The organism is Lepagella muris, from assembly GCF_004793975.1.
In the GTDB taxonomy this organism is placed as follows: Bacteria; Bacteroidota; Bacteroidia; order Bacteroidales; family Muribaculaceae; genus Lepagella; species Lepagella muris.
Map to the genome: position 1 here is coordinate 57878 of NZ_SRYB01000026.1, position 12399 is coordinate 70276.

The following is a 12399-nucleotide window of genomic DNA, read 5'->3' on the forward strand; positions in this document are numbered from 1 at the left end:
AAATGCGTTGAGATAAGACATTTATTTATTGCGGGATGACGATGTGAGGTTCATCGGATTGAGGGGGCTGGAAGTTGCTCACGAATGAGTGCAGACGGGACAACGGGACAATCAGGTCGTCTGGACCGACTCCTCGACGCGATTCCAGCCTGCGGCTCAGCGTAGAGAGCGAAGCTTCCAGATACACCAATAGCGGCTCTGTTCCCGCAAGCGCGCAGGCGCGGCGCATTGCGTCGCGCTTGCTGCGTTTACACATCGTAGAATCAACTACCACCCTCTTTCCATCCTTTAGCATACGCAAAACGATCTCCAAGATTTCGTCATCGGCTGCCCTAAAAACTTCCATCTGCATTTCGGAAGATAGAGAATCAATGGCAGAACCATACTTATCCCAGATTATGGCATCGGCAGATACGCGGATAAACCCGTAGCGTTCGAGATTTCGGGCAAAATAAGTCTTGCCAGAGCCGCTGATTCCGCACATCAAAATCACTCGTCGCGAAGCAAGATCGGGAATGATATCAGCAGAGTAGCAGGTGTCAGTTATCATCACAGGGCGGAGGCAATTTCTTTCAATACGTATTTCTGTGAACCGAGACCGAGTTGTTCGGCATAGTCCAGAATATGGGTGGCGTTGCGCGATTCTATACGCTCAATGAGATGCGATTTACCCGGATCAGGAGAAGCATACACCATATCCACACAAGCACGGTCAAGTGCCACAGGATCGAGCGACGCGAGTATGCCGATATCTTCCATGTGTATAGGTTCCGGCTCAGCCACGCAATCACAGTCAACGGAGAGGTTGTTTGCAACACTGATATATAGAATATTATCACCGGCTTGGTCAAACACCGATTCACAGGCTTCTGCCATAGATTCCAGGAAGTCGTTCTGCGGTGGTAAATTCTCCCAATCCACAGGCACTGTCTTTGATTTACCCGCAGTATGGATCCAGGCCTTACCGGCAGCCGAAGCCATACCGATAGCCACATTCTTGAGTGCTCCGCCAAAACCTCCCATCGGATGTCCCTTGAAGTGGGAAAGGATAACTGTGAAATCATAGTTGCGCCAATTCTTGCCAACGAAGTTCTCCTTCAGATGGCGTCCATTTCTTACCGGTAGCGACATTTCACCTTCGCCATCCATGATATCCACCTCGGCAATAGCAGTGAAACCATGTTCAGCGGCAGTCTGGAGATGGTCTGGCACATTGCAACGGCGTCCGTCGTAGGCTGTATTACATTCCACAATAGTACCATCTACAAGATGTACGAATTTCTTGATTACGTCAACGCTGAGATGATTGGGGTTGCCTGCCTCACCGGTGGAAACCTTGATTGCCACACGCCCCTTTGCCTCGCGACCGAGAGCCTTATAAACGTTTACGAGATTGTCGGCAGTGATGCGCGGACAAAAATATACTACTGAGGGATTTTCGGATGTCTGCATATCTATTCATTTATAATTATTTATATAAATCAAAGAGAAGAATTGTTAGTATCTTAAGATACTTAGAGGATTTTCGCATATTACCTCAACGAAGAGTCTGAGTTGGTAATCATTTTCTAATAACCTTTTCGAGGTCCAATGAATCTATCCCCGTTCAGATGAATCATGTGGTCTGGCATATCAGCAATCCATACTTCTGTCTCCCACGCCAATTGATCTGAGAATTTTTTGAAAGTGGCGAAGTCAAGAAATGCCGAAATGAAAATTTTTCCTGCAGTGACATTGCGTGTCATTGCTTCAATCTCCCCTATGCGTTTGGGATCCATCGGACCAACGGAGGTGATAGATTCGATGAAATAAATCCAGTTCTTATCTTCACGGTATAGAACCACATCCGGCATTTTGTCGTGCAAGGTTATCTGAAATCCAAGTTCAGATAATTTTTCCGTATTCTTCACCAAATCTTTCCGAATGGTATCACCGACGTAAAGGCATTCAGAATTAGGTGCGAAACGAGGTGCAAACTCCTCAATTATCGCCTTTTGTAATTCATTATGCTTACCCGGACTGAATGTAAAATCCTGACTATTGATACGCACAGGCATTTTCTGCATCCTCTTTTTAGACGCATAAATTTGGGACAGCGATTCGTGGTTGGAAAAAAACATTGTCAAAGCTATACCCGGCTCTGCCGCACTTGGATAGTCCTCCTCATTTACTTCCTTAATCACATTTAGAAATTCATTCGTGATGCGATAGCAGTAATTTGGACTATTTGTTGGCATTCCGTTGTCTTCAATGATAGCCGCTGTTCTGAAAGGATGCATAGCCTGCTTACGGAATGTTTCACGGGAGTTCTCGGCATAAATTACATTATAATTATTTGCGATAAACCGGATGATATCATGTATGCGTATCCATTCATTGGTAGCATCAGACCACCATGTCCCCCGTTTTAACCCAGCCATTGCAAGCAATGCAAGAGCACAAAGAACACCCTGTTGTTTCTGAGGCATTCCAATCTGATTCAATAGGATCTTTGCATGTTCTAATTTATCCATCTATCTATTATTTTATTACAGTTTGCCTCTGTGAGGTCTTGATGCATAAGTTCTCTTCCCATAGCCTCAATTACCTCACGCTCAGGAATAGGCATTTGATTTACTTCTGTAGAATTTACCTGTGTGGAGCCGTTCAAGATACGGTAATATGTATCGTATAGAGTGGAATTAAGCAATACATACAATCCGTAAGTTATGCAAGGTGAATCACATTTCACGAAGTTCACTTTATTCTGCGTACTGATATATTCGAATTGTTTATACCGCTGCTTGAGGTAAATGCCACATTGAAGACGACGCTTCTCCTCTTTTGCCGTAAAGCGTTTTACAAGCAGAAAGTCACTATTCCTCTGTAGGAATGATGTCCTGTCGGTCTTGATTACCTCTCCCTCTTTGCCCAAAGGCCATGTGACTCGTCCATTCTTTATATGCTGTGAGTACAACAAAGGAAAAGCTCCTTCCTCCATTTTGTCACGTAGCACTTCTCTTGTTCTAAAATCGACTATGATACCCGTCTGCATCTTCATATTCATGCCCGGCAAGGTACTCGGTAATTTGTTGACTCTTTCCAGAACCTTTGCCTCCTCTGTGTCTGTCACGAGATAGACAAATTGGTTCTTAGGAATGACAGTGTCATAAGAAGCTCTGAATTGTTTTAAATCCCTGAAATCTGATGTGGACGAAGTTGTAATATTAACACATTCAGGCTTATTCGTCGTCTTTTTCACCTTTACTATAATTGTTTCCTGAAGAACTGATTCTCCGCTAAATACCTTATCCCTACTTTCAAATAGATGCACATCAGTAATCACGCACTGACTGAACATATAGCTCCGAAATTTCTTGAAATAGGCACCGGAAGTCCATGACCGAGGAATGATATAGACAAGCTCATGTTCAGGTTTTAGATTGTAAATACCCATCGTCCAGAAAAGGAAATATAGATTTGGAGCTCCGTGACACACAGTAGGTATAGCTTTAGCTTCCGGCGCATCCTTGGATATTTTCAGATATGGAGGGTTGCCGATTATATAGTCATACCTGTCACCGTCTTCCGTCATAAGTGAGTTGACTCCGAAAAATTGAGTCGTGATATAATTTTCTTTCAGAAGTGTATATTCAATACCATAAATCTGCTTGGCAAGTATCAGATTCTTCTCCAAAATGGAGAAAACCTCATCGTCTGTTTCGTAACAGGTTAGATGTACAGTTCCTTTGAAACCATTATTAAAGATATGATCCAACATAGCAGCACTCAACACACCGGTTCCGGCTCCGGCATCCAACAGTTCAAGATGTGTCTTCGAAAAATCAATCTCAAAAAGAGATGCCATAAATCTTGCGGTGGAAGCAGTCGTGAAGAACTGTCCGAAAATTTTTCTCTTTGATTTTGGCACACTGGAAATGAAGCCGTTAGTATTTTGTACGACCTCTGAAAGAATATTATTATGTTTAGACCTGTTAGTCATTCTTTATACCGTAAATAATATGGTTCTGCGACTATTCCATATCGTTATGTAGGATTAAGCAGCACTCGTATGTCAACCTCTAATAAGCCGGGATTGACCGCAACGTATATATCGGTTGGAAACAACCTTGTATCCTGTTGATATATTCGCTCATCTGCAAATCATTTAACATTAACGTAAAGTTAATTAATTTTATTGATGCGACAAAATTGATTTAATAAAATCAGATAGAACTTAAAATCAATGGTGAAAGATCAACTCTTTTGTTAGACTCCATTTCATTGTCTATGATTTTCTTGATCTTTTTTGTAATTTTAGAGGTGTATTGTGCGACTAACGGATAAAAACATCTGTTCTCAGAAATGAAATCACCGGAAGTAGATAAATTTGAAAAACTGGTAAGAGAACCGGGAGCTGATGCCATTGGCAACCGCTCCTGAGCTTATAGAGAATCGCATTTACGACCTCGATAAGGCAACCTTGGGAGACAAATCCTCTTTTTGCTACGCTGAGATTTGGCATTATTTCATTTTTTATTGTATCTTTGTCGAGTACAGTGTATTTCGGCATTGGTTCGATAAATTAAAGTGTCGTAACTCTAATATAGCGAATTTCAACCGAAGTACGCTGTATTTTAATATCTTGACATTTATTTTAACATTTAAAAATTAGTTTAAACCACTTCAATATGCTCTGGTATGTATTTGCACGATTCTGTTATGGATTTTACTCGGTGTCGCCTTACGACTCTCATTAGCATTCACCATAACGACATGCACACTCATGGCGGCTGACTGGATAGCCGATAATTGGTCAGCCTACCCATTGAAAGTAGTGACCGATTCTAACACCACCCTGCTGCAGGGTGCCGTCATGGCGCGAAAATCAAAGAAACGGTTCGCCATCTCTTTTGCAACAGGACTATGTATATTGATTCTGTGGTTTGTTTGGCTATGCTACGAGTTCATATCATCCCCCGTTTGTGCCGATTTCTTCGGTCTTGACACCGGACTCTTATTCATCATATCCGGCGGGATAGGAGGAATAGTGGGAGTAATCATTGCAGCACACGTGCTCCGAAAAATCAACAACAATCTCAAAAGCATCGACCGTCAAATACAAGAGTACACCTCGCAACTGCCATAATAATATTTTTGTAAAAAAGTTGTTTTATATATAAACTTTAATGAAGCCCTGTTTTTCCACATTATCGAAATCTTGGGTCTGAAAATTGAGATAGTTCGTCCTTTGGCTTTAATGCCTTAGTCACAAATTTGCGTTTAGACTTTCAGGGAATTTTTGCGCCGTTTTTTATGAAGATAGAGCCGTAGATCGCTTCTATAAGCGATATTGTCCCGGATTTTTTATAATTTTGCATATTGGTTACTCGGCAAATTTTGAGTAATCGTAAAGAAGATTATGCCTGTCTATGAAGCATGTTATTCTCATATATCTGGTATTCATATCCTGCATATCGGGCGGATGCGGAAGGGGTTCATCCATGATGGACAGGATGGACTCCATCGACAGTATCATGGAGCCGGATCCCATTGCCGCGCTTTCCCGTCTTCAGGAGATAGAGATCTCCGAACTGGGGTCGGCAAGAGAGAATGCCCGCCATGCACTTCTCCTTTCCGAGGCAAATTACAAGAACTACATTGATTCGGATGATGACTCACTGATAAATGTGGCACTACGCTATTATGCTGACTTTCCCGACTCGGAAGAGTATATGAAATCACTCTATTTCCGAGCCTCAATAGCCTTGAATACCAATAATCCCGGCAAATCAATATCCTTACTGCTTGAGGCAAAAGAGATAGCAAGAATGCGGGAGGATTACGACTGGCTTGCAAGAATCTCGGAAATGATGGGAGACGCGTTCTTAAAAGCCCATAACGATGATGAATCGGGGGAATGTTCGTTGGCGGCTGCCGAATATTACAGATTGGTCGGCAATGAGCGGCGTCACAGGTTTGTAATGGTAGACTATGCCATATCATAAGGGAATCAGGGGGAGAGTGACATCGCTTTGAATATACTGGACAGCATCTACAGGCTCTCTGTCATTCCCCCTGCCGATTCGATGCTTTCTTATTATTGTATGCGTTCCAAATTCCCAATATTGGTCAATACGAAAAAATATGATGAAGCTAAAGACCTGTTGGGGCATCTGTCAGAGCGTGATTTAAGGAGACTGATGACTGCAAGGAATCGTGCCAGATATGCCCGCATCAAGCTGTATTATGGTGATCTGAAAGGATGTTACTCCGAGCTCAAGTTGGCGGACTCGCTTATGCGTTATTCCGACAACCGTGCTCCGGTCTATTCCGGATGGGCGGAGTATTATACCTGCACCGGTAATTTTGAGAAAGCTAAGATATACACTGACAGTAATATCTCATTTCAAAATAAATATGTCCGTACACTCTTGAAAGAATCCGTAGTCTCTGCTCAAAGAGACTATTATTCGTCAAAAGCTGACAGGGAAAGCTCCAAATCCAGGAGAATAACCGTCATTCTATGGATATCTCTGACAATGGCGATTATCGTGACAGTAGTCGGATTCATCATACACAGGCTTGGAATAAAAGCAAAGGATGCGGAAATAGACTCAAAGGTTCAGAATATACTGCTCCTTTCCAATCAGATCTCTGAAAAGGATGCGTCATACTATGCCCTGAGCAAGGCGTTGGAAAGCAAGGATGATGAGATTTCGGAATTGAAAGCTGCGATGGAAAGACGGCAGATGCAATCGCCGGAGGTCGTGGGAGATATTGACCGGATAAAGTCTGATATGCAACGGGAGATGTCGGAACTGTTCAGAAATAGTTGGAATATCCTCAACATTCTCTGCAACCAATTTTTTGAGAAAGGGGAATCGGAGGTCATGCGCCAGACAATTCTGAAAGATATAGAACTTGAGATCGAAAAGATGAAGGATTGCAAGTACATGCAAAAGATAGAGGATGCTGTCGACAAATATATGAACGGGATTGTTGGTAAGATGAAATCGGAATGCACCTTTCTTAAACCGGACGACATAACCCTGCTCACCCTTGTATTGGCGGGTTTCTCCCCACGTGCAATATGCCTGATCCGGGATCTGAAACTAAAGAATTTCTACATGAAGAAAAAGCGACTGCTTGACCGTATCGCTGCTTCCAATCTACCCGACAAAGGGGCTATTCTCTCATATTTTGCATAATTTATTAATAATCAACGAGGTAACAAGAGAAATATTTCAATAAATAATAACTAATTGATTATTAGTTATTTACAAACCAATATCAGAGTGTAGACAAAACTGTTTCTTCTACATCCACTTTATTACTGATTATCAACTTGTTACAAATAAAGATGTAGACAATTATGATTGCCAAATATTTGCCATATCCCAATGCAATCCATAATTTTGCAGCCATAACCTTAACAAGATCCCGACATGAAATTTACAAAATTTTCCATTATGTTCATCCTGTTTGCATTCTGTCTTCACATGCACGCCTCTCCCGTGCAAGACTCCTCTCCGAATGTAGATATACCAATAACTGAGATTCCTGACTCCGATGATGAAACTCTTAAACCGAGGATGCCGTCTCGGCAGCGTATATGTTGCACATACGATGGAGAAATGCTTTTCATCAAATTTGCGATATCTGAAGGAGAGTGTACACTCTGCTTGGAATCTTCCGAAAACGGCACTCAGATTCAATATTTAGATTCCTCCGCGCCTGCATATATTAATGTGGGAAAAGTGGAAAATGCAAATCTGTTGATCCTCACATCAAGCGGCCATACCTATATTGGATGTATATACTGAATAATGTTCCTAATATAATATATATAGATATCCCTACATTCTCCGGAGAATACACGGTTCAATGTATCACAGATGACGGTTCTGTCTTCTCCGGAACAGTAGAGTTTTGAAACATCGCAACATAATGCCTCAATATTAGACTGGTATCCGGATGGTATGGTAATATTCTAAAATGTCAAAAAAACTTATACCTATAACTTATAAGTATAAGTTTTTTGGAAAGCATTTTGTTTAACTTTGCATGGAATCAAACAACAAATAACCTGAATCATCATAAGGTATAACAATAAATAATCAAAAAACATGAAATCAAAAGTTAATCCCAAATTTATTCCCTCTGAGATTTTATCAGAAATGGAATCGTTAGAGATACATGGAGGCACATCTCAGGAAGATGTCACTATTCATGCGGTAACTGGATGTAATACAAATACATATTGTGAGGGAGCACATTGCGGAAATTGTGTGGCTCAGTGTGGAGGTACAGTGACACCACCTCCTCCCTCAACAAAACCTGATGAAACGTGATTTTTATACATGGACAGCTAATGAGAGCATTGCCCGGCGATAAAGTAGAGGATTGCTTGCATACCCTCTGCCTTATCGCCGAGACTCTCTTTTTCACGATTACTTATTTTTACGATTCCTTAAATTAAATTTTACGTATTGTCTATGAAACCAAGTATTTATAACCAATTTGTAGATGATGGGGATAAGGTTATTGTCTTTAATGGTATTACAGAGAAATTTTTTGAAATAAAATCCACACATCTTCCTGTATATAAGGATTTATTATCTAATTGCCATCTGTATGGTGATGAGGTCAAGCCATTTATAAATAGGATGTATGACGAGGGTTTCGTTGTTGAAGATGATATGGATGAGCTGGTCCGTCTTGAAAAAAAATGACTATATGGTCAAGGGAGGATCAATATTATCTCATGATCCTCCCTACCTATCAGTGTAATCTAAGGTGCTGGTATTGTGTCCAGGATCATGAGAACCTGTGGATGTCCGACGAAGTTTTTAAGAGAATTAAGAAACGTATTGTCTCCAAATTGAATGATCCTTCAATAAAATCTTTCCATCTGTCATGGTTTGGGGGTGAACCTCTGCTGTCTTTTGACAAGGTGGTCATGATGACTTCTTTTGCGAAGGATTTGGCTTGTAAACTTGATAAAAGTTTTAGTTGTGCAATTACAACAAATGGCATTTTGCTTGACCCTCACAAAATAGAGATACTCAGGCAGTGCGGGGTAGACAGTTATCAAATAACCATTGACGGTAAACAATCATACCATGATGCTGTCAGAAATCTTCCCAATGCATCATCATTTGATATCATACTGAAAAATGTGGATGAGATTGCAAAACATACACACTGCACACTAAGGTTTAATTACACCCATGAAAATCTTCATCCTGATGCAGTAATTCGAGATATAGATGATAGGCTTTCTCAGGGAAGCAGAAAAAACATCACGTTCATGCCTTATAAAGTTTGGCAAGAAGCATCCCAGTCTATCAGTCAAGAGGATATAGACAGGCTTTATTATAAAGCGCAGCTTATTGGTTTGACTCCAAAGCTTCCAAGATCCGGAACATGTTATGCGGATCAGAAGCATTTTGATTGTATTTTCCCGGATGGGAGAGTGGAGAAATGTGATAATAATCCTATTGCTACGACTAAAGGAACCCTTACCGACAATGGTGATATTATATGGGAGGGAGGTATTCCCGCTTCCCATATTCCCGTGCATAAGGTTGAAGATACCGAGTGTTCCAATTGTGGATATTTCCCTATCTGTGGAGGACCATGTGAGCCTAAAAGAAATGAGATGTTTAAAAATTATGGCAAGTTAATTTGTCAATATGATGATACGGACAAATACATGCGCGATATAATAAGAAATATCGTAAAGAATTCAAAGCAAATTAAAAATGTAATTTCCCAAAGAGAAGAAATGTGATGACGCATATAAAGAAACTTACCAACTTGCTTCTGGTTACCCTTATTTTGTTTGGCCATAACGTCGGAACCCCTGCAATCCCTCGTGAATGCGTGCTGAATCCGGACACCCTGACGCAGGCATTGCCGCAAGACACACTCCCGGAATTGACGGTGGAGAAGAGCGTGGTTGAACATAAGGGAAAGACCGACACCTATCTCATAACAAAGGAAATGAGGGGGGATGCCCGCGAAGCCGGGGATATCCTTGGGAAAATATCAGGCATGCACTATAATCCGCTCACCAAGGCTCTCTCCTATCTCGGATCAGGGAATGTCAAGATTCTTGTTGACAGTCTTGAGAGAGATGATGATTATATAAAACGGCTTAATCCGGACAGATTCATAAAGGTGAACATAACCAATTTCCCGTCAGGAAAATATAGTGGCTATGATGTTGTGGTCAATCTTGTCACCAAACCGCTCTACGTGGGATATGACGGTGTCGTTATTGGAGAGACACGCATACGCCCCGGCCACAATAATGGCAAAGGCAGAAATATTTCATACTGGAGAGGAATCGTGCAGGCCACTTATACCAGGGAAAAATGGAATTTTGCATTCTCGGGTTATGACAACGGAGGGCAAGAGGCAGAAAGACGATGGGGGGAGGAGGTGTTTCCTCTCAACAATTATTACCGTAAGAATCTTAAGACGGATTATTCCGATCCCAATTACGTCTCACATTCCAATACGGCAAACTTCTCCCTATGGACAGACTATAAGATCTCCGACAGCCATTCGTTGTCGCTGGGATTGTTTGCAAACCCGTCTTTCTCAAAAAATGTCAACCGCAACATGATCATATCCGGCATTCCAGAAGAAACGGCCACGGAGGAATTGCAGACAAAACGGAACTCCGATCATGGCTCTTTTGCACGTGCGGCAATTCTGCAGTACAGAGGAAAGGCCGGCCTGTGGTCGATCGATGCCTCTGCCCAATATACGAGAACCTCTGTCGACAGACTTTCATCTGTGGAACGGAGCAGTTTCAGGATTGAGGACAACAGGCATCTCGCCAATGATTTCGTATGGGGGGGGATAGACCTGTCGAGGAGCTTCCTTGATTCAAGACTCGGTCTTACACTTTCTGACCACGCCACATGGACACGTTATACGGAGAAGGGAATTCCCGACGGCAATCTTCTCACTTCAAGCAAGGATTTCAGAAACGCCCTCACAGCCGGCATACAATACAATCCGGCATGGAATTGGGGAATAGGAGCCGATATAGGCTTCAATATAATTAATTCCAGTTACGCTGACGGCAAATCCACCAATGTCACTCCCAGATTTGGCCTTAATGCCATGTGGTCATCCTCAAAGGTGATGGTCAGGCTGAACTATACGGCCTCCACCTTCTATCCCACCTTGGCTCAGCAGCAAGACTTCGGACGTTTCACGGACTCCCTGATATATTCGGCGGGCAACCCCAACCTCAAGCCCAACCTCTATCACAGGATCAGCGCCATGGTCAACATACTGAGGAATCTGACGATAAGCGGGGAATATTGTTATTCTTCAAATATGATTTATAATATTGCCGGAACCCGGGAAGGTGTGAGGCCTGACGGAATCAATGGATATTATGTGGCTTTCCAACCACATAACGGAAGATTGTCCAACTGGAAAGCCAACGTGACATACAACAAGACCTTCAACAGGAAATGGACTGTGTCAGTATCTGCAAGTGTCGATGGCCGGCGGACAGTCTATGAGAATGAGAGGAAGTCAAGGATCCTTCCATCATATAACTGGTATCTCATGTATAATAGCGGCAGACATGCCTTTCAGGCCTATCTGAGCAGCTCATTGGAAAGTGGTCTCGCCATATCACCACAAAGTGTATCCTGGACAAGAAGCGACAGTTATGCCCTGTCGCTTGTAAAATTCCTTTTCTCACACCGTCTTCAGATCGTTGCGATGTGGACAATGCCGATACACATGATAAAGAGATCAAATCGCTCGGAACTCATCTCCAAGGGATATCACAGGGTGTCTGAGAACGACCGGTACAGGCGTGATGACAACCAGATCAATCTCACTCTTGTATGGAGATTCCAAGGTGGTAGCAAAACAAGGAGTTATTCGCGCAGGAACGAATCAATAAACATATATTGAGCCGAATATCAACGGTAGTTGGTAATGCCTATACCACAGCATATACATTTGTAAGATGGAGTGCATACGTCCGAGGGACTCGATGCAATGCGGTGTGGCGGCTATACCCTTGATTTTATCGGGCAATATTGCCACGCCACCACGGAGGGTGTCTCCATGCTCGGTATATCACAGGCGGCAAAGTGGTGGAGACCGGGAACCACGACTCCCTCATCGAAAGGAAAGGGGCATACTACAATCTCGTGAAGAACCAGCTTGAATTAGGCAACTGATATGAAGACAGATACAGATAGTAAGACAGATATGGCAACTGAGAAGAGAACAGACAAGACGGTTGGGACGGGGGATAAGGACAGCCATGACAACATCGAGCTTCGCTCGGAGAAGGTGAGGGAATAACTCCGTGCTCTCCGTGTTTACTCTGATATCACCAAGGACTCAAGTGTTAAAATTGTAGGAATATTA

General features: G+C 42.4%; 13 protein-coding genes and 1 pseudogene. 9 read left to right on the top strand and 5 right to left on the bottom strand.

Annotated features, from left to right (window positions below; genetic code table 11):
* Positions 1-25: 25 nt before the first annotated feature.
* The 5 genes and pseudogenes from E5331_RS15010 to E5331_RS15030 all read right to left on the bottom strand — a co-directional run.
* Positions 26-550, bottom strand: coding sequence for a P-loop nucleotide/nucleoside kinase family protein (locus E5331_RS15010; protein ID WP_123484225.1), 525 nt, complete (start codon positions 548-550; stop codon positions 26-28).
* Positions 550-1452 carry a DUF362 domain-containing protein gene (locus tag E5331_RS15015; RefSeq protein WP_123484226.1) on the bottom strand — a complete coding sequence of 301 codons (903 nt, stop codon included), beginning with the start codon at positions 1450-1452 and terminating at the stop codon, positions 550-552. Before E5331_RS15015 ends, E5331_RS15010 begins: the two co-directional genes overlap by 1 nt.
* 116 nt (positions 1453-1568) lie before the next feature.
* Positions 1569-2513, bottom strand: a complete 945-nt coding sequence (locus tag E5331_RS15020; protein ID WP_123484227.1) for a BsuBI/PstI family type II restriction endonuclease — start codon at positions 2511-2513, stop codon at positions 1569-1571.
* Entirely contained in the window at positions 2501-3982 is a 1482-nt protein-coding gene (locus tag E5331_RS15025; RefSeq protein WP_123484228.1) for an Eco57I restriction-modification methylase domain-containing protein, read from the bottom strand. Before E5331_RS15025 ends, E5331_RS15020 begins: the two co-directional genes overlap by 13 nt.
* Positions 3983-4387: 405 nt before the next feature.
* A pseudogene (locus tag E5331_RS15030) lies at positions 4388-4552 on the bottom strand (transposase); the annotation flags it as partial.
* Between the two features lie 213 nt (positions 4553-4765).
* Between E5331_RS15030 and E5331_RS15035 the strand changes: the two are divergent.
* The 9 genes from E5331_RS15035 (at position 4766) to E5331_RS20780 (ending at position 12333) form a co-directional block, all read left to right on the top strand.
* Positions 4766-5128 carry a hypothetical protein gene (locus tag E5331_RS15035; RefSeq protein ID WP_123484229.1) on the top strand — a complete coding sequence of 121 codons (363 nt, stop codon included), beginning with the start codon at positions 4766-4768 and terminating at the stop codon, positions 5126-5128.
* A 283-nt stretch (positions 5129-5411) separates the two neighbouring features.
* Positions 5412-5987 (top strand): hypothetical protein, encoded by a 576-nt coding sequence (locus E5331_RS15040; protein ID WP_123484230.1) that lies wholly within the window; start codon positions 5412-5414, stop codon positions 5985-5987.
* Positions 5988-6014: 27 nt separating this feature from the next.
* Positions 6015-7190, top strand: a complete 1176-nt coding sequence (locus tag E5331_RS15045; RefSeq protein WP_123484231.1) for a hypothetical protein — start codon at positions 6015-6017, stop codon at positions 7188-7190.
* Positions 7191-7427: 237 nt separating this feature from the next.
* On the top strand, positions 7428-7805 hold the full coding sequence (locus tag E5331_RS15050; RefSeq protein WP_135985634.1) for a hypothetical protein: 378 nt from the start codon (positions 7428-7430) through the stop codon (positions 7803-7805).
* 672 nt (positions 7806-8477) lie between these two features.
* Positions 8478-8714, top strand: a complete 237-nt coding sequence (locus E5331_RS15055) for a hypothetical protein (protein ID WP_135985635.1) — start codon at positions 8478-8480, stop codon at positions 8712-8714.
* A 32-nt stretch (positions 8715-8746) separates the two neighbouring features.
* Positions 8747-9775, top strand: coding sequence for a radical SAM/SPASM domain-containing protein (locus tag E5331_RS15060; protein ID WP_275441249.1), 1029 nt, complete (start codon positions 8747-8749; stop codon positions 9773-9775).
* The gene (locus tag E5331_RS15065; RefSeq protein WP_275441250.1) at positions 9775-11934 is read left to right on the top strand and encodes an outer membrane beta-barrel protein; all 2160 of its coding nucleotides are present in this window, start codon (positions 9775-9777) and stop codon (positions 11932-11934) included. The genes E5331_RS15060 and E5331_RS15065 overlap by 1 nt, the downstream gene beginning before the upstream one ends.
* 60 nt (positions 11935-11994) lie before the next feature.
* The gene (locus tag E5331_RS20440; RefSeq protein ID WP_168355257.1) at positions 11995-12180 is read left to right on the top strand and encodes a hypothetical protein; all 186 of its coding nucleotides are present in this window, start codon (positions 11995-11997) and stop codon (positions 12178-12180) included.
* Between the two features lie 27 nt (positions 12181-12207).
* Entirely contained in the window at positions 12208-12333 is a 126-nt protein-coding gene (locus tag E5331_RS20780) for a hypothetical protein (RefSeq protein ID WP_275441247.1), read from the top strand.
* Positions 12334-12399 lie beyond the last annotated feature (66 nt).

Excerpts from the sequence above, each read along its gene's own strand:
- E5331_RS15020 (WP_123484227.1), bottom strand. The coding sequence starts at position 2,513 with ATGGATAAATTAGAACATGCAAAGATCCTATTGAATCAGATTGGAATG.
- E5331_RS15050 (WP_135985634.1), top strand. The coding sequence starts at position 7,428 with ATGAAATTTACAAAATTTTCCATTATGTTCATCCTGTTTGCATTCTGT.
- E5331_RS15015 (WP_123484226.1), bottom strand. The coding sequence starts at position 1,452 with ATGCAGACATCCGAAAATCCCTCAGTAGTATATTTTTGTCCGCGCATC.
- E5331_RS15065 (WP_275441250.1), top strand. The coding sequence starts at position 9,775 with ATGACGCATATAAAGAAACTTACCAACTTGCTTCTGGTTACCCTTATT.
- E5331_RS15040 (WP_123484230.1), top strand. The coding sequence starts at position 5,412 with ATGAAGCATGTTATTCTCATATATCTGGTATTCATATCCTGCATATCG.
- E5331_RS15025 (WP_123484228.1), bottom strand. The coding sequence starts at position 3,982 with ATGACTAACAGGTCTAAACATAATAATATTCTTTCAGAGGTCGTACAA.
- E5331_RS20780 (WP_275441247.1), top strand. The coding sequence starts at position 12,208 with ATGAAGACAGATACAGATAGTAAGACAGATATGGCAACTGAGAAGAGA.
- E5331_RS15010 (WP_123484225.1), bottom strand. The coding sequence starts at position 550 with ATGATAACTGACACCTGCTACTCTGCTGATATCATTCCCGATCTTGCT.
- E5331_RS15035 (WP_123484229.1), top strand. The coding sequence starts at position 4,766 with ATGGCGGCTGACTGGATAGCCGATAATTGGTCAGCCTACCCATTGAAA.
- E5331_RS15055 (WP_135985635.1), top strand. The coding sequence starts at position 8,478 with ATGAAACCAAGTATTTATAACCAATTTGTAGATGATGGGGATAAGGTT.
- E5331_RS15060 (WP_275441249.1), top strand. The coding sequence starts at position 8,747 with ATGATCCTCCCTACCTATCAGTGTAATCTAAGGTGCTGGTATTGTGTC.